This window comes from Pontixanthobacter sp. (genome assembly GCF_049682855.1).
Classification (GTDB): domain Bacteria; phylum Pseudomonadota; class Alphaproteobacteria; order Sphingomonadales; family Sphingomonadaceae; genus Pontixanthobacter.
This window is the reverse complement of record NZ_JBAUIK010000002.1, coordinates 108,896-128,037: the sequence shown is the minus strand read 5'-3', so window position 1 is coordinate 128,037 and position 19,142 is coordinate 108,896. Positions and strand designations below refer to the sequence as shown.

Below are 19,142 nucleotides of genomic sequence, written 5' to 3'. Positions count from 1 at the left end.
GTGCAATGGAAGGTCTTGCAGTCTCTCTGCGCAATCATTAGGGCGCAGCTACACAAAATAACTGTATACGCGGAATTTACGCATGGATGATCGTTTCAACACTGCCTCCGGATGGGTCCTGTTTGCAGGCATTATCGCTTTGGGTCTGTCATATATCTCATCGAAAGTGTTTGATACAGAACGTCCTGAAGTGATGGGCTACGCTATTGAAGTCGCCGATGCGGGCGGAGGCGCGGACTCCGGTCCGTCTTTGGCGGAACTGCTGGCAGCCGGTGATGCCGCAGCGGGCGAGAAAGTTTTCGCAAAATGTTCGGCCTGCCACTCGATCAATCAAGGCGGTGCGCAGGGTATTGGCCCGAACCTTTATGGGATTTTGGGTTTGCCGATCGGCAAGCACGCCTCTGGCTTCGCATACAGCTCTGCACTCGCGGAAAAAGGCGGCAATTGGGGCTTTGATGAGATGAATGCCTGGCTCAAAAACCCGCGCGGTTTCGCCAATGGCACGAAAATGAGCTTCGCCGGTCTGGGCAAGCCTGAAGACCGCGCCAATGTGATACTGTACATGCTTGCCAACGGCGGCGGCCCGGAATTACCCGAAGTGGTTGCTGCACCTGAAGCAGCTGACGCCGAAGAGCCGATTGACGCCGAAATGGCATCCGCTCAGGCCAGTGTCGAAGATGCAGCAGAAGAAGGCGACGCTGCGCTAGCCGAGAGCGAGTGAACTCTGTCTGGCAGCAGCTTCTGCCGGAGTGTTTAGCCGGCTCTCTATTTGCGGGACTGCGCTCTGCCACGCTCTGTCACGCGGTGTCTACTCCCGGCCTTTAAACCCCTGGGCGACGACGTACCATTCTGAGGAGCCTTTCCGGCTGGCGGGTGGCTTGGCGTGCTTCACCGTTTTGAAGTGCCGCTTGAGGTAGCCAAGCAGTTCAGCATCGGTGCCGCCTGCAAGCACCTTAGCTACAAATGCTCCCTTGTCTGACAGCGTTTCAGTGGCGAAGTACGCAGCCGCCTCAACCAGCCCCATCGTGCGTAAATGATCGGTTTGTTTATGCCCGACTGTATTTGCGGCCATATCGGATAGAACCAGGTCAGGCGGCCCGCCGAGCGCAGTTTTTAGAACGGCTGGAGCATTATCGTCCATGAAATCCATCTGCAATATGGTGACACCGTCAATCGGGTCAGTCTCCAGCAGATCAATCCCGACGATTGCCGCTTTCGGTGCCCGTTTGCGGACCACTTGCGCCCATCCGCCCGGCGCGATGCCCAGATCGACTATGCGCCGGGTACCGTGCAACAGTGTGAATTTATCATCCAGTTCGATCAACTTATAGGCTGCGCGGCTACGGTAGCCATCGGCCTTCGCTTGTTTGACGTAAGGATCGTTGAGCTGCCTCTCGAGCCAGCGCACTTGCGAGGCAGTGCGTCCCTTGCCGGTTTTGACGCGCCGACTGGTGTCTTTGCCGGGTCTGGTCATGATGCGTCATTTTGCATCGCGGACACCGCGCAAATTCTGGCGGCACTGCTCGCCTTCCGCATCGGCGGCCATCAGGCTGCGCAAGATACCCTCACGAATGCCCCGGTCGGCGACACCCAGATTGACCGCTGGCCAAATGTCCATGATCGATTCCAGTATCGCGCAGCCAGCCACCACCAGATCAGACCGGTCGGTTCCGATACAAGGCAGTTCACCGCGTTTTGCCGGTGAGAGTTCCGACAGCATAGTGCTGATCCCGCGCATGGCGTCGGCAGGTACAATCAGCCCGTCCACTTCCCGCCGGTCATAATGCGGCAATTGCAAATGCAGGCTGGCAAGCGTGGTGACCGTACCGCTGGTACCCAGCAAACGGATATCCTGGCCCGCAGAGGCGCGAACGGCAATCCGATCCGCAAACGGAGCAAAACTCTCGCTGACGACCCGGCGCATTTCGGTATATTTGGCAAGCCGCTGATCCCGGCTGCCTTCTGACCGCCCAACTGTATCGGTCAGCGATACCACGCCCCACGGCACGCTCTGCCAATCAATGATGCGCGGTATTTTGTCACCGGGTTCGATCAGCACGAGCTCGGTCGACCCGCCGCCTATGTCGAAAATAACGGCCGGGCCTTCACCGCCTTCGAGCAATACATAGCAGCCCAATACAGCCAGCCGCGCTTCTTCCTCTGCAGAAATAATGTCGAGCGCAATGCCGGTATGGTCCTTCACCCGTTCGATAAAGGCAGGCCCATTGGCGGCACGGCGGCATGCCTCTGTTGCGACAGAGCGTGCCAGATGGACATTGCGCCGCCGCAGCTTTTCCGCGCAGACTTCCAGTGCGGCCAATGTCCGGTCCATCGCGGCATCGCTCAGCTTGCCCGACATCGCCAACCCTTCGCCCAATTTCACCACCCGGCTGAAGGCATCAATGACGGTGAAGTTTTCGCCAGACGGGCGCGCGATGAGCAAGCGGCAATTATTGGTACCCAGATCGAGCGCGGCATAGGCTTGCTTGCGGTGATGCGGCGTGTGAAATGCGGGTGTATCCGGGCCGCGCCCGCCCGCATATCCGGATGACGTGTCACCAGGCGCAGGATTACGGCCTTTAGCGCGCTTACGCTTGGCAGAAAGGGCGGCGGCGGACTGGGAGGGGGAGCGGTAGCGAAAATCTGCTACCTTGCCGGACTTCTCGGCCCCTCTTTGGCCAGTCCTTTTATGTTTGTCCGGCGGAGAGAAATCCGCCATTTTGTGGTACTTTCATTAACCTCTCGCGGATATTCGCGAGGACTTGATACGATGCTAGCTCGCCAGAGACGTTTGGGCAAGGGCCTGTATAGGCCGGCGCGTTTGCTCGCTTGCCCGCAATTGGTCAGCCGCCTAATGCGGACAGCATGACAAACAAAAAATCCGATCACGACATTTCCGGCCGCAAATTCTACCCTGCCAAGGAAGAGGCGCGGTTTACTGAAGATTGCCCGGAGAGCACGCCGCAAACCGAACATCCGGCCTATAAGCTCGCTTTCCGCGACACAGACTTCATGCTGCGCGAGGAATTGCGCCCGGTCCGGTTTCAGCTGGAATTGTTGAAGCCGGAAATGCTGCTTGACGAGGCAGGTGTCGGCTCGACATTGGTGATGTACGGTTCCGCGCGTATTCCCTCACCGGAAAATGCCGAAGAACTGGTGGCCAATGCGCTGCCGGAAAAGAAAGCCGTGGCGCACAAGCTCGCCGAGAAAGCGAAATATTATCAGGAGGCCTACCGCCTGGCCAAAATGGTCAGCGAGAAATCGATCATTGAGGATGGCAAGCGCCAATTTGTGGTCTGTTCCGGCGGTGGTCCCTCAATTATGGAAGCGGCCAATCGCGGTGCATCCGATGCCGGGGCCGAGTCGATCGGCCTCAATATCATCCTGCCGCATGAACAAGCGCCCAACGCCTACGTTACGCCGTACCTCTCGCTCAATTTCCACTATTTCGCATTGCGCAAAATGCACTTCCTGCTGCGCGCGCGCGCGGTGGCGGTGTTCCCCGGCGGGTTCGGCACATTCGACGAATTTTTCGAACTGCTCACATTGATCCAGACCGGCAAGATGAAGCCGATCCCGATCATGCTGTTTGGCAAGGATTTCTGGAACCGTGTTGTCGACCTGGAAGCTTTGGCCGACGAGGGCACGATCAATCATGATGATCTAAAGTTGTTCCACTGGTGCGAAACTGCTGAAGATGCATGGAAACATATAGCCGAATTTTACGAATTGGACCGGTAGGCCGCGCTAAATACGCCACGGCGGATAGCGGCGAATTTCGCCTGCTTGATAGAAACATACGCGATTGCCGCCAGGGTCAGTGATCCAGCTTTCGCGCCATCCCCAGCTTTGATCCGCCGGGGCAGGGCAAGCGATGCCGTGCTCACGCAGCATGGCGGTGTAAGCATCAACATCTAGGCATTCGAGATATATTGATGCCGCGCCGGTTCCACCGTGACCGGTGGAGATGGACACAGTGACCCCGCCTTCGCTTTCAAACCTGGCGTAGCCGTTGGCAGGGCTATCGACGATCTGGGTCAGGCCGATCGCGCGGTAGAACAGCACGGCTTCCTGATAATTGGTTGCGGCCAATGTGATCTGGTTGAGGCGCGGTTCTCCGATAAGATCCATGCGTACAGCCTGATGGCCAAGCGGCCCCGATTGTGCGCCAAAACCGGGCGCATCATACAGCGCAAGCCGGACGAATTCGCGCGCGCGTTCGATGGCTTGGCCGAGTGCCAAGCCCGACGCCATGAAGGTCGCGATGGCGCTGGATAAAGTGCAACCCGTACCGTGGGTGTGGCGCGTTTCGATCCGTTCGGCGGACCACCGGAGCTCATCTCTGCCCGGCCGGATCAGGCGATCTGTCAACGTGTCCTTGCCGCTATCGCCGCCTTTTGCAAGATATGCGACGCGGCGCTGCGCCATCGCACTGTCACCGCCCAAAGCGTCGAGCTCTGCCAAATTTGGCGTCGTTAGAGCAGCGATGCTCAACAGCCGTTCGAATGCGGCAATCGTATCGCTATCAGCAAGCACCGAGCCGCTGGTCGCCACCATCACCGGATCAAAAATAATTGGCACAGCAAGCTGTTCCAGCCGGTCTGCCACAATATTGGCAATCTGCGGCGCGCCAAGCATGCCGATCTTGACCGCATCGACACCCATATCATTAATACAGGCGTCAATTTGGGCTGCGACCATATCCGCGCTGAGTATTTCGGCTGAATGCACGCCCAGAGTATTCTGCGCGGTGATGGCGGTGACGGCGGTCATCGCATAACCGCCCAGCATGGTGATGGTCTTGATATCGGCCTGAATTCCCGCACCGCCCGAACTGTCCGAACCGGCGATTGACAGGATGCGGGCAGGCTTGGCGCTCACTTTTTGAATTTCCGTATTGTGCTTGCAGGGTAAGTCTCTTGCAGTTTTCTGCTCCGCGTCGGGCGGTCCAGCAATGCGCCGCCGCAATTGGGGCACACATTATCTACTCCATTGGCGCATTCGGCGCAGAACGTACATTCAAAGCTGCAAATAAACACGCCCGGCGCGGCGGCTGGTGTATCTGCGCCGCAGCGTTCACAATCTGGGCGCATCTCCAGCATCAGGCGGCATTTCGCACAGCATCGCAAATCCGGTCCACAATGCGCTCAACCTGATCAGCATCATCGCCTTCGGCCATCACGCGGATAACCGGTTCGGTTCCTGAAGGGCGGATAACCAGACGGCCAGTGCCCTGCAGTTCACGTTCCGCCTGTGCGATCACGCCTTTGACCGTATCATCGTCGAGCGGCTTTCCGCCTGCATAGCGAACATTCTTGAGCAATTGCGGAACCGGATCGAACAGATGCATCAGCTCGCTGGCTTTTTTTCCCGACCGGACCAGGCTGGCAAGAACGCGCAATGCGGCAGTGGTCCCGTCACCAGTGGTGGCATAGTCCATCAGGATCATATGGCCGGATTGTTCGCCGCCCACATTATAGCCGCCTGCGCGCATTTTTTCGAGCACGTAGCGGTCCCCGACTTTGGCGCGTTCCAGCTTCAAGCCTTGCGATCCCATATATCGCTCGAGGCCGAGATTGGACATAACAGTGGCGACCAGCCCGCCGCCGCGTAGATCGCCCTTCTCGTGCATGCGGGTGGCGATCAGCGCCATCAGTTGATCGCCATCAACGGTCTGGCCTTTCTCATCGACCACAATCAGCCGGTCTGCGTCCCCATCCAGCGCAATGCCAATGGCTGCGCCTTCTTCGACGACTTTGGCTTTCAAAGCGCCGAGCGAAGTTGATCCGACCCCGTCATTGATGTTGGTGCCATTGGGCGAAACGCCCAGCGCAATAACTTCCGCGCCCAATTCCCAGATTGCCGATGGTGCGACCTGATATGCGGCTCCATTGGCGCAATCGACCACCACTTTCAGACCGTCAAATCGGGTTTCGTCGGAAACCGACTGCTTCACCGCGTGGATATAGCGGCCCTGTGCATCATCGATCCGCCGTGCACGTCCGACGCGGGAGGGAGGCGCCAGTTCCTGTTCACACATAATCGCCTTTTCGATGGCCAGTTCATCCGCGTCGGACAATTTGAATCCGTCGGGGCCAAACAGCTTGATGCCGTTATCTTCATAGAGATTATGGCTGGCAGAGATCATGACGCCCATATCGGCACGCATTTCCTTGGTCAGCAGCGCAATCGCCGGTGTTGGCAGAGGGCCAGTCATAATCACATCCATGCCGACACTGGTAAACCCCGCTACCAGCGCGCTTTCCATCATATAGCCTGACAGCCGGGTGTCTTTGCCGATTACTACGCGGTGGCGGTGATCGCCGCGCATGAAATGCCGGCCCGCAGCCTGTCCCACTTTCATGGCGATCTCCGCAGTCATCACGCCGTTGTTGGTGCGCCCGCGAATACCGTCCGTGCCAAAAAACTTACGTGTCATGATGCCCCATCCTAAAGGTCAAAGCACACCGCAAGCAGCGTGCAGATTTGCCACGGGCTTCTGGCGCGATTAGGCGGCAATGTGAAGAGCGCAATCGTAAAACCGCGCATCATAGCCGAGTTTGGGGACATGAATTGACACGCGAAACGCATGACACAGCCGACCTGCCGGCCCCGCAGCCAGTAGAGCTGGTGTCCATCCGCCTGCCGGTGTGGTGGACGTTTGGCGGCTTGATAGCAGGTCTGACATTGGGATTGCTGCTGTCAGGCAGCGACATTCTGGAGATCGCGGCAAAGCCGATCAATCTTGTTGGAACCTTGTGGTTACGCGGTTTGCAGATGACGATCATCCCTCTTGTTGCGGCGTTGCTAATCCTTGGTATTTCGCAAATGGCACAGGCCGCGCGGGCAGGGGCAACAGCGCGGACATTCCTGGTATTGGTGTTCGCGGTTCTGGTATTTAGCGGTTTAGTATCGGCGTTGTTATTGCCCGTACTGCTGGGCATTTTTCCCATACCCGAAGCCGCAGCATCCATGCTGGCGCTCCAACCGGTCGCGGCCCAGCAGGTGCCCGAGATCTGGGCGTTTGCGGAATCGCTAATTGCTCCCAATCTGGTGGCGGCGGCAGCGGAGACGGCCATGTTGCCGCTGACGATATTTTTTGCCCTGTTCGCAGTTGCGATTGCGCGATTGCCCGATGCGCAGCGCGCCACGCTGATCGGTTTCTTTCACGCACTCGCCAATGCGATGCTGACGATCATCGGCTGGGTTCTGTGGCTTGCACCCATTGGTGTGTTTGCGCTGGCCGTCGGTGTTGGTGCCCGCAGTGGTGGCGGCGCATTTGCAACGCTTGCGCATTATATTCTGGTGGTTTCAGCGATGGGCGGCTGCGTTTTGGCTGCCGCCTATGCGCTGGCGGCCCTCGGCGCGCAGATATCTCCGCTCAGGTTTGCAAAAGGCATCTTGCCATCGCAGGCGGTGGCGGTTTCGACGCAAAGCTCGCTCGCCAGCCTTCCCGCTATGCTGGCGAGTGCAAAACGGCTCGGCATTCCCGATGCGACCGCAGACTTCGTGTTGCCGCTGGCTGTAGCGATATTCCGCGCGACCAGTCCGGCTATGAATATGGCAGTCGCTATCTATGTTGCAAATCTGGCCGGAATTGATCTGACATTTTCGGTACTAATGATCGGGATTGCGGTGGCATTCATCATCAGCGTTGGATCGGTCAGTCTGCCCGGATCGATCAGCTTTGTGGTATCGATCGGCCCGATCGCTCTGGCTATGGGTGTGCCGGTCGAGCCGCTGGCGTTATTGGTGGCAGTAGAGATGCTGCCCGATATCATGCGAACCTTAGCCAATGTGACCATGAATGTTTCTGTCACGGCGACCGTCGACCGCCTTCGTAATAAGACGTGATCTATATGCAACTCTTTCGCGCGACGTGCGTTGAAAAGGCAACCATACATTTTTGAAGCACATCCAAGGGAGTTATCATGGCTTTTTCATTACCCGCTCTGCCTTATGCAGACACTGCACTGGCACCGGCCGTTTCAGCTGAGACATTGTCGTTTCACCACGGCAAGCATCATCAGGCATATATCGACAAGACCAACACCGCGATTGAAGGCACTGCGCATGCGGATGCATCTTTGGAAGACATCATTGCTGCATCGCGTGGTTCCAATCAGGGGCTGTTTAACAATTCTGCCCAGACCTGGAATCATGCATTCTACTGGCATTCTATGACACCTGAAACGACGGCGCCGTCGGATGAACTGCTGGCGAAAATCAACGAAGCCTTTGGATCGGTCGAAGAGCTGAAGACACAATTGGCAGATCGCGGCGCGGGCCACTTTGCCAGCGGCTGGGTCTGGCTTGCAGAGAAAGGCGGCAAGCTATCGATCGAGGAAACGCATGATGGTGACACATTGGCGGATAGTGATTTCAACCCGCTGCTGACGGTCGATGTGTGGGAGCACGCCTATTATCTCGATCACCAGAATGCGCGTCCGGCCTATTTGAAGGCGGTAATTAACGAGAAGCTGAACTGGGCGTTCGCGTCGGAAAATCTTGCCCGCGGCACCACCTGGCAATACGCTTAAATTCTTCACTTGACGCAAAACAGCCTGCCCCGCTTCACTGCGTGGCAGGCTGTTTTATGCGCGTTATGACGGGGCCCACCGCGCGCCTAAGGGCCGCGATCAGGCAGCCGTTCTTCTGATCCCAAATCCATCAGATTTGCGGCGAATAAGGGTTCGCCAAATACAAAGCCGATCAGATTGGGCTTCCCGACATGATCAAAAAATGCGGTCAGCATCAGCAGTATGGGCACGGATAGCAACGCGCCGAACACGCCCCAGATCCATGAGAAATAGCTTAGCGCGATCAGGATCATGACCGGGTTCATCGTGAACCGCGCGCCAAGAATGGACGGCGTGACCACATTACTCTCGACCGTATGCAAGCCGAGATAGGCGGCGGCTGGTATAAGGCCGAGGACCAGTGTTTCTGCAGTACCAATCCCGAACAAGGTCAGCAAAGAAGTCATGACCAGCGGACCGATATATGGCAGGAAATTCAGCATCGCCGCCAATCCGCCCCACATTACCGGCGCATCGACGCCCAGCATCCATGCGCCGAGAGCAACCACAACACCCACGCAGCCATTGATCCACGCCACGGTGAGAATATAGGCGGCCACGCGGTCCTGCACTTCGCGCATCACGCGCGCGGCCTTGATGCTGGTTCCGTGGCTTGCGCGGTCAAACAGCAGGTGGCGGCGTAAGCTCACCCGCCCCTGGATCATAAAATAGGTCATCAATAAAGTGAGCAGGACCTCGATCAACAGGCTCGGCGTTGCGAATGCCAATTGCTGTATCACTGACGGGCTGGCGAGGACGACCTGAGTCGCGCCCGATTGACCCATCAGCAGCGTCAGTTGCTCATTTGCCAGAGCAACCCATGCGAATTCATCTTGCAGTTCACCAAACCGCTCACCCACGCGCTCCGCCATTTCCGGGACGCGGTCAAACAGATCGACCGCCGGTTGCAGGATAAGAGTGAGGGCGAGCAGCAATATGGCAAAGAAAATCAGCAGCGCCGCAAAGGACGCCAACACATTGGGCGCGCCCCATCCTGCAAGCCTATCAGCCAGCGGTGACAGGATTATCGTCAGGACGATGGCCGTGGTGACCGGCAGAAAAACCACCGAGCCGATCGACAGGACGAAGGGTAAGGCGAAAAACAGGCCGAGACCGAGCAACAGAACAAGAGCCGATATCAGGCGCAATTCCTGCTGCGCAAACGCCATACGCTTGCTGCTGCGCCCGTTCCGGGCAATGCGGCCGATTTTTGAAGATGGTTGATCCCCGTTCATAACGCCCTATCTGGCGACGATCCGACGCAAGGGCAAGACGGCTATGGCACGTTTGCGACGCAGCACGGCGGCCGCGTTACACTTTTGTTGCCAGACCGTTACCAGCAGCCACGTCGTCCAGCTCTTGCAGAATGGCACGGTGGGCGCGAACGTCATCGACCGAACGCTGCGGAATGTCACCGTCTTCGAGCATGGAAGATAGCGTCGCCCGTGCACGGCCAACACGGCTTTTAATCGTTCCGACCGCGCAGCCGCAAATGCTGGCGGCCTCTTCATAAGAAAAACCGCCGGCACCCACCAGAAGCAAGGCCTCGCGTCGCTCCGGGGGCAAGGTCAGCAGCGCCCGATGCATATCGGACAGATGGATCGGTTCCTCCTGTCCAGCAGGGGCGGTCAATATCCGCTCGGCCACACCCTCGTCATATTCTCCGCGGAACCGGTTCCGGCGCATGTCGGTGAGATACGCATTACGCAGGATTACAAAAGTCCACGCCCTGATCGACGTGCCCGGTTCAAACCGTTCCTGCGCTGCCCATGCTTTCAGCATTGTTTCCTGCACCAGATCGTCGGCCATATCCGGCCTGCCGCACAGCCCGCGCGCGAATGCACGCAGATGCGGGACAACGCCGGTCAGCTCCCTCTTGAAATCTGCCTTTTCAGCGGGCGTCCGCTTGCTTTCCGCCATCAGGAATTATCGTCCAGTTTGGATAGAAGGTCCTTAAAGCTGTCAGGGAGCGGCTCATCGACCACCGAATTGTAGAGCTGGCGTAATCCGTTAGCCCATTCAGGCTGTTGCTGCTCGGCGCCTCGGTCGTGGGGGAGCTCATTATCAGGGGATTTATTGTTCATTTCATTGTGCCAAATCAAAATCTGTCAGCCCATCGTGCTGCATGCATACATTATATTGTTGGAAAGGGAACGAAGGCTGGCGAGTTTTGTTCCCTTCAACACCGGCAAGTATATCGCGCTCGCCATACAACTATTTAATTAAGGGAGCATTGCAGGTCCCGCCAACAGCAGAAAGGTCCGCGTGGCTCAGTCCAATACCAGTGAACGCCGCGCTCGCCGTCTGTTAATGGACTTTCCGCGTGCGGTTCCCGTGGCGATATTCCTGCTAATAGCCGCGATCACCGGATTCAGCGTATTTGCGATTGAGCGCGGCGAGCACCAGCGCGAGCACGCCGAACTGCGCGAACGCGCGCAAGCCGTAGCCTCTGCCCTCGAACGGCGGGGCGGCACCACAGCATCCTATCTGCGCGCGGGAGCTGCGCTGTTTAGCACGAGCGGCCAAGTGACACCGGAACTGTTTGACCGCTTTGTTGAAAATATCCAGGTGGATTCAGATTATCGCGGGTCCGACGGGCTGGGATGGGCTGAACTGCTCCGCGCCAATGAGACGCCCAGCTTTGAAGCATCGTATTTTGAGAGAACAGGACAGACAATCAAGGTCTTCCCAAGCGGTTCAGCGTCCGCTGACAGCGTGGTGCCGGTAACATATTTGCGGCCCGATACAGAGCGCAACCGGCGCGCAAGCGGATATGATATGTATTCAGATCCGGTCCGCCGGGCAGCGATAGATGCGGCGCGTGAGACGATGCGGCCGATGTCCACCGGCAAACTCGTTCTGGTTCAGGAGGGCGGCATAGACGCCGCTGGCTTCATTATTTACATGCCTGTATTCGCAGAAGGAATTTCTGCCGCCCCGCCGATCGGGTTCGTTTACAGCCCTTTTAATGCGCAGGAGTTTCTTGCCTCCGCGCTGGAGCTTGAAACGCGCGGCGGCAAGGGGCTGCGCCTATATGATGGTTTCGATGAACCAGACCTGCTTCTGGCGGAATTTGAACCGGCGCAAAAAACCGATGTTACCGTGACCGAGCCGGTAACTGTGGCAAACCGCGTGTTTATCCTCGAAGTCGAATCCGCACGCGGAAATTCTTTATCGGCATTATCAATGCTGACACTGCTGTTCGGGATGCTGGTTGCCAGTCTGCTTATTGTGGTCGCGCGCTTGCTGACCCGCCAGGCGCTTGAGGATCGGGCATCGCTCGAATGGCTCGAGGAACAAAACTCAATCCGCAATTCGCTCACGCGAGAGCTTAATCACCGGGTCAAGAATACGCTCGCTAATGTCCTGTCGATAATTGCACTAACCCGCCGCCGGTCGAAGTCGCTGGATAGTTTCGCTGACAGTCTTGATGGCCGTATCCGGGCATTGTCGGCAACGCATGATCTGTTGACCCAATCGGATTGGGGAACCACCCCCATCCGTGATTTGATCAGCGCAGAAATGGCACCTTATGCAAAGGGCAAAGACACAGCGGTTGTGTTGGACGGGCCGGACGTGGAAGTCGCGCCAAACGATGCCTTATCGCTCGGTCTGGCAATTCACGAGCTGGCGACCAATGCCGCAAAATATGGCGCGCTGAGCCAGAGCGGCGGACGGGTCAGCATTCAGTGGATGGTACCAAGCGAGGGCTTGGCGCGGCTGGAATGGCAGGAAAGCGGCGGTCCGGAAATACCCGCAAAACGGACACCGGGTTTTGGCATCAATTTGATCGAAAAGATTGTGGCGCATGAGTTGAGCCATCCGGTCGATCTGGTGTTTGACCCGGCCGGCGTGCGCTGCACCTTGACAGTACCGCTGCGCCAGCCAAGCGATTTCGCGATCCGGGCCAGCCGGCTGCGATAAGCGGCGCGGCTAGCTGACCGGGGCCGATACTGGCAGTTGTGGCATAAAGTCAGCCGAGCGGCTTGCTCGATCCGAAAAACAAAGCCTGGCTGATCGCTGTTCTCACTGTGCTTTCCTGAAATGGTTTCGTTACCAGATAAGTTGGCTCAGGCCGGTCTCCGGTCAGCAGCCGCTCGGGATAGGCAGTGATGAAGATAACCGGCATGGCGTCAATCGCCAGAATATCGTCGATCGCATCCAGACCGGACGAGCCGTCAGCAAGCTGAATGTCAGCCAGGACCAGACCCGGCGATGTAGACGCGGCCAATTCCGCCGCTTGCGTGCGTGTGGCTGCTGTGCCGCATACCTCGTGCCCCAATCCGGTCACCAGATCTTCAAGCTGCATCGAAATAAGCGGCTCATCTTCGATAATCAGCACGCGGGTTGCCGATTCCTTGTCGATCTCTGTGACCGCCTCTGCGATCAGATTTTGGACATCGTCCGGCGCCAAATCCATGATTTTGGCTGCTTCATCAATGCTGAAATCTTCCAGCGTGGTCAACAGCAAAGCCTGCCGGTTGAGCGGGGTGACCTGCCGCAGCCGGTCCTGCGCGGCGGCTTCGTGTTCGCTATCGGCATCAGAGGGACCTTCGACCTCCAGATAGGCGCTGGACCAGACTTTGTTAAATGCCGTGTATAACGGTACGCGGCCAGCGGAGAGTGATGCTTTAAGGTCATTATCTGCAAGAGCGGCTTCTAAGGTTGCGCTGACAAATGCGTCTCCGGTGGTTTGGGAACCGGTCAGCGCGCGCGCATAGCGGCGCAGGAATGGAAGATGTTGGGCAACTTGCTGACCAAGCGACATGGGCGAAAATTCCTTATTAAACGGCGGTATCGAGGATTGTCTTCGATCAGACCGACTAGGCAACGGATTGATGCAGGGATAGTTCCAGTTTTTGCAACACTAATCGCCCGACATACGGGCTGTTTATATAATTGGATTGGTTTGTAAATTCCAATAAAAGCGCATTCGAAACAAAGCCGTATAAAAAAGTTTAAATTTAATGGTCTCTGCGGGAACCACCAGTCATCACGCGCATTAAGCGTGTGTCACTATCGAGACCCCCCTCCCGTCCAAGCGATAGTGACATGATCCCGAGGCCTCTATCTCTCAGTGAGATGGAGGCCTCTTAATTGTCTGTACATAACCCGCAAGCCCAGCGATGCTTTGGGGTTATATTTGGGCGTTTTGGCTGGTCCCGGACGGAACGCATCACAGGCTTTTCTCGTAAATCAGATATTCCTTGTTGATCGTGCTGCCAATCATATCGGCAATGGCAATCATTCCCTGGTTATCTTCCAATATCCAGCCAATTTCCCCGCGTTTTGAATGGAACACTTCGTCAGCGTTGCGGCGGATGGAATCGACCAGCAGAAAAGCCATCGCACTGGCCATGCGGGTGCCATGAAACTCTTTCAATACGCCCATCAGCGGAACGCGCATACCGCTACCCATTGGTTTGCGCGCCCATTTAAGCAATTTCAACCAGCCAAACGGCAGCAGTTTGCCATCAATCTCGCTTAGGACATCATTGATATCGGGCAGTGTCATCATGAACGCCACCGGTCTGCCTTCAAGTTCGATGATTTTGACAAGTTCGGGATGAATGAGCGGCTTCAGTTTCTTTGTGGCATGGGCGATTTCGCGGTCGGTAATGGGTACGAAGCCCCAATTCCCTGACCAGGCATCGTTAAGAATATCGAGGATGATGCGCATTTCATCGGCAGATCGACGTTTATCAGCGGAGCGTAAGGTGAGCTTTCCGGACTTTTGGCTCGCCGCGATCACACGCTGTACAATAGGCGGGAACTGGCGAGTTATATCCAGTTCGTAAGTCAGCAGGCGCTTTGCGACTGTGTAACCATTATTTTCAATCCAGCCCTGATAATGTGCAGGGTGGTGCCCCATCATGATCATCGGCGGATGGTCATGGCCAAAAGTAAGCAGGCCTGGTTCTTCCCAGATCGACATGCTGATTGGGCCGAGCACGCGGATCATCCCCTCACTGCGTAGCCATCCCTCGGCTTTCGCCAGCAGGGCATGCCCAACCGATTCATCCGCGGCATCAAAATATCCGAACATCCCGGTGCCCGGGCCAAACCCTTGCTTTTCTGGTAAGTCCAAAGCGAGCTCATCAATATGCGCAGAGATACGGCCTACCGCTCGCCCCGCGCGATGCGCGATGAACAGCTGCACCCGGGCGTGTTCGAAAAACGGGTTTTTAGCCGGATCGACCAGTTCCATCTGTTCGCTGCGCAATTGCGGCACGCTATGCGGCGTGGCAGCAGAAAAACGGCGGCCAAGATCGACAAACGCAGCACGCTCCGCCTTGCTGTTTGCAGATGTAATGATTATTTGCTCGTCTGACACGATATAACTCTTCGCTCGCTGTCTTGTTCAGGGTTCATTAGACTGCGGACGGCTCTGCGTATGTTGACCGAGTTTTGTCAAGAAACACGCTGCGACATCGGTGGCCTTGCAGGCGGCGGAACGTTCTACCGGTAGAGGCTGTTATGATGATGAGAAAGCAGCTAGAGTGCTCACGGACTTTGATGTTATGAATATGCAACAGACGATACCCACTGTGCCCGATGCTGGCATTGAAAATACCGTATCGATGCGTCATCCGATTGCTGATGATAAGGCTATGCTGCGCGCAGCACGGGACCTTACGAAAGATATCTCAGAAGCGCGCGCAGGAATTTACTGGGCGGACATGTTGGGGTCTGCGGCGGCCGGATACGGGGCGATTGCGGGTGCCATACTGGTGGAAAACACAGTTGTCGCGGTGTTGCTGGGCGTGGTTGCAGCACTCTTTCTCTACCGCGCTTTGTTGTTTATTCACGAGATTTCCCACCTGCATAAAAATGCTTTGCCAGGCTTTCGTACGGCGTGGAACCTTCTGGTCGGGATCATCATGCTGACGCCATCCTATATGTATGAGGGGGTACACACATTGCACCATGCGCGCACGCGCTATGGTACTGTGGAGGACCCTGAATATCTGCCGCTGGCCCTGATGAAGCCGTGGTCGCTGCCCCTGTTTGTGGTGATCGCAGTACTAGCACCGCCTGCATTTTTGTTCCGATTTGCCGTACTGGTTCCGCTTGGCGCGATCATCCCGCCGGCGCGCAAACTGGTGTGGGAGCGGGCGTCTGCGCTATCCATCAACCCGCAATTCCGGCGCCGTCCCCCCGAAGGTGATCTGAAGCGCCGCGTATTTTGGCAAGAGGTGCTGGGGACTGTCTGGTCATGGGCGCTGATTGCCAGTATTTTTGTGTGGGGATGGAAACCGTTGCTGGTCGCTCTGGCGATTTTCTCGCTTACGGCAGTGCTTAACCAGTTGCGCACATTGGTGGCGCATTTGTGGGAAAATGACGGGGAAGCAATGACCGTCACTGCGCAATATCTCGATTCGGTAAATGTTCCGCCACCCGGCTTTTTGGCGGAAATCTGGGCACCGGTTGGTCTGCGCTATCATGCATTGCACCACCTGTTGCCGAGCATGCCGTATCATTCTCTGCCGGAGGCGCATCGCCGGCTGGCTGCCCATTTGGGTACTGGCTCAACATATGACGGTGCCAATCACAGCGGTATGTTCACTCTGGTTGGCCGCATTGCCCGCAGCACTATGCGCCCGCGCTAGGCAGCGCATATCTAGCCTGTGAAACAGATCATCGCGCAGCGCCGGTCACGCGGCAGACCTTGGCTGGCTTCGTGTGCGATTTTTTTGGCTAAGCGGGGATGCGCAGCCAAATCACTAATAGTCGCAAAGCCAATCTTTTCATAAAAAGGGGCGTTCCAGGCAATATCGCGGAACGTCGTGAGAGTGACTGCGGCAAAACCGCTATTCTTGGCATCGATGATGCATGCGCGCAGCAATCCGGCCCCAATGCCCCGCTGCTGGAATGCGGGAAGCACTGACATTTCCCAAATATGCAATTCGCGTCCGAATGGTTGGCTGGCCAGAAAACCAACGATGTCCTCCCCCGCACAGGCGACCAGACAATGCCCCTTAGCGATGAAGCCGCGCTGCTCTTTGGCGCTCAACACGTCGTTGAAATCAATAGCGGCAAGGTCAGGCTCGCCTGCCAAGAGCTGTCCCGCCGCCCGTTCGATCGCGGGTAAATAATCGGCGTCATCTATGTGCGCGAGCCGCAATGACCAGCTGTCAGCGGTCATTCCTCGGTCCGAATGAGGACGCTTTCACCGATAAACAGAAACAGCAGGAACGGTCCCCAGGCGGCGAGTGAGGGCGGATACCCGCCAAAGCTGCCCATTGCCAACGCTGCATTATCGACCACGAAATATGCGAAACCCAATGCCATGCCAATAACCGCACGGACAAATAATTGCCCCGATCGGGCCAGGCCGAATGCTGCCACCGCGCCGAGCAATGGCATCAGAAATGCCGAGAGCGGCCCAGCCAGTTTGTGCCACCATTTCGCGCGCAATTCGCTCGTCCGGCGGCCCGCCGCCTCATATGCGTCAATTGAACGCGATAACTCAAAAAAACCCAGACCATCCGCATCGACACTATCAAGCTCTATCTGCGCCAGAGTCAGCCCTTGACCAACCACGAGTGTGCCGGCCACAGACGAATCAGCAGCCGCGACGTTGAAGCGTTCTGCATCGTCCAATCGCCAGCCTGGATCCGCGAAGGTTGCGGTTTCGGCAGTGATTTGTTCGGACAGCATGCCATTGGGCGCGCGGCTGTACCATGTGACGCCCGTCATTGTGATATCATTACCCGAACCGCTCAGCGTTGCGGCTGTCATGATATTCGCGCCATCGGTCAAATATACATTGGTCCGCGTGCCCTCTTCCTCGGGGATGAGGCCGTAATCCGCGCCCTCCCATGCTTTCAACGCGGCATTGGCCTTGGTCACAAAACTTTCGTTAAATGCGAAGCTCAAGCCAGCGACAATCAGCGCAGTCAGCAGCAGTGGCGCCAGAACCTGGTGGGCGGACAGGCCTGACGCTTTCATCGCGATCACTTCGCTATTTTGGTTGAGCGTGACCAGCGTAATCAATGTTGCAAGCAGTACCGAATAGGGCAGGAACCGCGATATTAACTGCGGGATCCGCAGGCTGACATATTTCCACAATTCAGGACTGCCATTGCCCTCTACGGCGAGAATTTTCCCGGTGCTGCCCAGCAGATCGAGCGCCATCAGCACGAGAACGAGGACTGCAAGCATTGCAATAATGCGCATGACGAACAGTTTCGCGAGATACAGCGTGAGCGTGCGCGAGGGGAAGAAGTCTAGCTGCATGACCCGCGCTCTATTCCGCCGGTGCCAGCGCGGTATCAGTATCGCCGCTGCGCGTTTTCCGGCGGAACAGATTCCCGATCATTTTTGCAAACTTGCCGAAAGCGGTTTCCAATGCGCCAATTGCCTGTCCGCCCGGAACATACGCAACCCGGTAGTACATCCAGATTATCAAAACACCGAACATGAAGAAAGGCCCCCACAAGGCGATGACCGGATCCACGCTGCCCAATGCGGCAATATCTTCCCCATATTGGTTGACCTTGTGATAGGCCACCACCATCACAATCGACACAAACACCCCCAAAGCAGACGATGATCGTTTTGGCGGTATGGCCAATGCCACAGCAAGCAGCGGCATCAGGATCATCATCACCACCTCGACCAGCCGGAAGTTGAAACTGGCCTGACTGGCGTCGCGTTTGGCTTCGGTGGCATTATCTGACCAGCCGATCTGCACCAGTTCGGGCAGAATATATTCCCGCTCCGCATCGCCGCGTTCGCGAAATTCCTCTATTCGCGGGAAATCGATGGGCAAATCGTGCCGGGTGAAGCTGAGCACGCGGGGGCTCGCATCCTTGCCTCCGGTTTGCTGGACTATGGTTCCGTCAGTCAGGCGCAGAATTATAGTGTCCGGGCTGTCGGTGGTGGCGAGAAAGTTGCCCTCGCGCGCTGTAATGGACAGCACCTGGCCTTGCTCATTCTGGGCCCGGGCAAATATGCCGATCAATTGGCGCCCATCCTCGCGGCTTTCATCTATGCGCAATGCCACGCGGTCTTTCAGCGTGGTGAATTCGCCCACTTTGATTGAGGCACCCAGCGCGCCGGAGCGCAATTCATATTCAAGCTGTTCGTAATAATACCGGCTGACCGGCTGTACATAGAACACCAAAGCGACATTTACCGCCATCAGAATTGCGGTGATAAGGTACGGGCCGCGTAGCAGCCGCCCATAACCGAGCCCAACCGCGCGAAACACATCAAGTTCGCTCGACGTTGCCAATTTGCGAAACGCCAGCAAAATACCGAGCAGCAATCCAAGCGGGATTGCAAGGCTGGCATATTCAGGGATCAACGCGCCCAGCATTTTGAACACGACGCCGACCGGGCCGCCTTCGACCGCGACAAAATCAAACAAGCGCAGCATCTTATCGAGGATCAGCAGCGAGGCCGCAAGAGTGAACACGCCCAACATCGGGACGATCACAAGCCGCAATATGTAGCGGTCAATGGCAGGAATGAAATTGAACACGCTGACGCAATCCGGCTCGCTTTAATGCATTATGGATAACTCTTAGCCGCAAATTTGCAGAACGTCATGCCCCG

19 protein-coding genes are annotated in these 19,142 nt (G+C 56.8%); 6 read left to right on the top strand and 13 right to left on the bottom strand.

From position 1 onward, the window contains the following. Positions 1–82 precede the first annotated feature (82 nt). Positions 83–721 (top strand): c-type cytochrome, encoded by a 639-nt coding sequence (locus WA922_RS00980; RefSeq protein ID WP_424769807.1) that lies wholly within the window; start codon positions 83–85, stop codon positions 719–721. Positions 722–808: 87 nt separating this feature from the next. On the opposite strand, the gene WA922_RS00975 is transcribed toward WA922_RS00980, so the two are convergent. Continuing rightward, positions 809–1,474, bottom strand: a complete 666-nt coding sequence (locus WA922_RS00975) for an RlmE family RNA methyltransferase (protein ID WP_424769806.1) — start codon at positions 1,472–1,474, stop codon at positions 809–811. A 6-nt stretch (positions 1,475–1,480) separates the two neighbouring features. Next, positions 1,481–2,719, bottom strand: coding sequence for a Ppx/GppA phosphatase family protein (locus WA922_RS00970; RefSeq protein ID WP_424769805.1), 1,239 nt, complete (start codon positions 2,717–2,719; stop codon positions 1,481–1,483). A gap of 146 nt (positions 2,720–2,865) precedes the next feature. On the opposite strand from WA922_RS00970, the gene WA922_RS00965 reads away from it, so the two are divergent. Beyond that, positions 2,866–3,741, top strand: a complete 876-nt coding sequence (locus tag WA922_RS00965) for an LOG family protein (RefSeq protein ID WP_424769804.1) — start codon at positions 2,866–2,868, stop codon at positions 3,739–3,741. 6 nt (positions 3,742–3,747) lie between these two features. Here the strand turns inward: WA922_RS00965 and thiD are convergent, their stop codons facing one another. The 3 genes from thiD to glmM are packed head-to-tail and all read right to left on the bottom strand — an operon-like array spanning position 3,748 to position 6,439. Then, positions 3,748–4,881 carry a bifunctional hydroxymethylpyrimidine kinase/phosphomethylpyrimidine kinase gene (gene thiD, locus WA922_RS00960; protein WP_424769803.1) on the bottom strand — a complete coding sequence of 378 codons (1,134 nt, stop codon included), beginning with the start codon at positions 4,879–4,881 and terminating at the stop codon, positions 3,748–3,750. After that, positions 4,878–5,102 (bottom strand): DUF1272 domain-containing protein, encoded by a 225-nt coding sequence (locus WA922_RS00955; RefSeq protein WP_424769802.1) that lies wholly within the window; start codon positions 5,100–5,102, stop codon positions 4,878–4,880. The genes thiD and WA922_RS00955 overlap by 4 nt, the downstream gene beginning before the upstream one ends. Continuing rightward, positions 5,102–6,439 carry a phosphoglucosamine mutase gene (gene glmM, locus WA922_RS00950; protein WP_424769801.1) on the bottom strand — a complete coding sequence of 446 codons (1,338 nt, stop codon included), beginning with the start codon at positions 6,437–6,439 and terminating at the stop codon, positions 5,102–5,104. Before glmM ends, WA922_RS00955 begins: the two co-directional genes overlap by 1 nt. A 134-nt stretch (positions 6,440–6,573) precedes the next feature. On the opposite strand from glmM, the gene WA922_RS00945 reads away from it, so the two are divergent. Beyond that, positions 6,574–7,854 carry a dicarboxylate/amino acid:cation symporter gene (locus WA922_RS00945; RefSeq protein ID WP_424769800.1) on the top strand — a complete coding sequence of 427 codons (1,281 nt, stop codon included), beginning with the start codon at positions 6,574–6,576 and terminating at the stop codon, positions 7,852–7,854. Between the two features lie 77 nt (positions 7,855–7,931). Next, positions 7,932–8,540: a superoxide dismutase gene (locus tag WA922_RS00940; RefSeq protein WP_424769799.1), complete on the top strand. Its 609-nt coding sequence runs from the start codon at positions 7,932–7,934 to the stop codon at positions 8,538–8,540. A gap of 86 nt (positions 8,541–8,626) precedes the next feature. Here WA922_RS00940 and WA922_RS00935 read toward each other — a convergent pair whose 3' ends face one another. The 3 genes from WA922_RS00935 to WA922_RS00925 all read right to left on the bottom strand — a co-directional run bounded on the left by WA922_RS00935 (position 8,627) and on the right by WA922_RS00925 (position 10,663). After that, positions 8,627–9,814: an AI-2E family transporter gene (locus tag WA922_RS00935; protein WP_424769798.1), complete on the bottom strand. Its 1,188-nt coding sequence runs from the start codon at positions 9,812–9,814 to the stop codon at positions 8,627–8,629. Between the two features lie 76 nt (positions 9,815–9,890). Beyond that, the gene (locus WA922_RS00930; protein WP_424769797.1) at positions 9,891–10,499 is read right to left on the bottom strand and encodes a sigma-70 family RNA polymerase sigma factor; all 609 of its coding nucleotides are present in this window, start codon (positions 10,497–10,499) and stop codon (positions 9,891–9,893) included. Beyond that, the gene (locus tag WA922_RS00925; protein WP_424769796.1) at positions 10,499–10,663 is read right to left on the bottom strand and encodes a NepR family anti-sigma factor; all 165 of its coding nucleotides are present in this window, start codon (positions 10,661–10,663) and stop codon (positions 10,499–10,501) included. Before WA922_RS00925 ends, WA922_RS00930 begins: the two co-directional genes overlap by 1 nt. Before the next feature lie 181 nt (positions 10,664–10,844). Here WA922_RS00925 and WA922_RS00920 point away from each other — a divergent pair, with 181 nt between their 5' ends. Next, complete coding sequence (locus WA922_RS00920; RefSeq protein ID WP_424769795.1) at positions 10,845–12,503, top strand: CHASE domain-containing protein; 1,659 nt, start codon at positions 10,845–10,847, stop codon at positions 12,501–12,503. 49 nt (positions 12,504–12,552) lie between these two features. Here the strand turns inward: WA922_RS00920 and WA922_RS00915 are convergent, their stop codons facing one another. Continuing rightward, the gene (locus WA922_RS00915) at positions 12,553–13,347 is read right to left on the bottom strand and encodes a response regulator (protein WP_424769794.1); all 795 of its coding nucleotides are present in this window, start codon (positions 13,345–13,347) and stop codon (positions 12,553–12,555) included. A 408-nt stretch (positions 13,348–13,755) separates the two neighbouring features. Beyond that, a complete protein-coding gene (locus WA922_RS00910) occupies positions 13,756–14,913 on the bottom strand; it encodes an N-acetyltransferase (protein ID WP_424769793.1) in 1,158 nt (385 codons plus the stop codon). Positions 14,914–15,100: 187 nt separating this feature from the next. Between WA922_RS00910 and WA922_RS00905 the strand changes: the two genes are divergently transcribed. Then, positions 15,101–16,189: a fatty acid desaturase family protein gene (locus WA922_RS00905; RefSeq protein WP_424769792.1), complete on the top strand. Its 1,089-nt coding sequence runs from the start codon at positions 15,101–15,103 to the stop codon at positions 16,187–16,189. 11 nt (positions 16,190–16,200) lie between these two features. Here the strand turns inward: WA922_RS00905 and WA922_RS00900 are convergent, their stop codons facing one another. The 3 genes from WA922_RS00900 to lptF are packed head-to-tail and all read right to left on the bottom strand — an operon-like array spanning position 16,201 to position 19,068. Then, a complete protein-coding gene (locus WA922_RS00900; protein ID WP_424769791.1) occupies positions 16,201–16,725 on the bottom strand; it encodes a GNAT family N-acetyltransferase in 525 nt (174 codons plus the stop codon). After that, complete coding sequence (lptG, locus tag WA922_RS00895; RefSeq protein ID WP_424769790.1) at positions 16,722–17,819, bottom strand: LPS export ABC transporter permease LptG; 1,098 nt, start codon at positions 17,817–17,819, stop codon at positions 16,722–16,724. The genes WA922_RS00900 and lptG overlap by 4 nt, the downstream gene beginning before the upstream one ends. Before the next feature lie 10 nt (positions 17,820–17,829). Beyond that, complete coding sequence (gene lptF, locus WA922_RS00890) at positions 17,830–19,068, bottom strand: LPS export ABC transporter permease LptF (protein ID WP_424769789.1); 1,239 nt, start codon at positions 19,066–19,068, stop codon at positions 17,830–17,832. Positions 19,069–19,142: the final 74 nt, after the last annotated feature.

Coding starts and splice junctions, on each gene's coding strand:
- WA922_RS00980 (WP_424769807.1), top strand. CDS start 83: ATGGATGATCGTTTCAACACTGCCTCCGGATGGGTCCTGTTTGCAGGC.
- WA922_RS00975 (WP_424769806.1), bottom strand. CDS start 1,474: ATGACCAGACCCGGCAAAGACACCAGTCGGCGCGTCAAAACCGGCAAG.
- WA922_RS00970 (WP_424769805.1), bottom strand. CDS start 2,719: ATGGCGGATTTCTCTCCGCCGGACAAACATAAAAGGACTGGCCAAAGA.
- WA922_RS00965 (WP_424769804.1), top strand. CDS start 2,866: ATGACAAACAAAAAATCCGATCACGACATTTCCGGCCGCAAATTCTAC.
- WA922_RS00955 (WP_424769802.1), bottom strand. CDS start 5,102: ATGCTGGAGATGCGCCCAGATTGTGAACGCTGCGGCGCAGATACACCA.
- glmM (WP_424769801.1), bottom strand. CDS start 6,439: ATGACACGTAAGTTTTTTGGCACGGACGGTATTCGCGGGCGCACCAAC.
- WA922_RS00940 (WP_424769799.1), top strand. CDS start 7,932: ATGGCTTTTTCATTACCCGCTCTGCCTTATGCAGACACTGCACTGGCA.
- WA922_RS00935 (WP_424769798.1), bottom strand. CDS start 9,814: ATGAACGGGGATCAACCATCTTCAAAAATCGGCCGCATTGCCCGGAAC.
- WA922_RS00930 (WP_424769797.1), bottom strand. CDS start 10,499: ATGGCGGAAAGCAAGCGGACGCCCGCTGAAAAGGCAGATTTCAAGAGG.
- WA922_RS00925 (WP_424769796.1), bottom strand. CDS start 10,663: ATGAACAATAAATCCCCTGATAATGAGCTCCCCCACGACCGAGGCGCC.
- WA922_RS00915 (WP_424769794.1), bottom strand. CDS start 13,347: ATGTCGCTTGGTCAGCAAGTTGCCCAACATCTTCCATTCCTGCGCCGC.
- WA922_RS00905 (WP_424769792.1), top strand. CDS start 15,101: ATGAATATGCAACAGACGATACCCACTGTGCCCGATGCTGGCATTGAA.
- WA922_RS00900 (WP_424769791.1), bottom strand. CDS start 16,725: ATGACCGCTGACAGCTGGTCATTGCGGCTCGCGCACATAGATGACGCC.
- lptG (WP_424769790.1), bottom strand. CDS start 17,819: ATGCAGCTAGACTTCTTCCCCTCGCGCACGCTCACGCTGTATCTCGCG.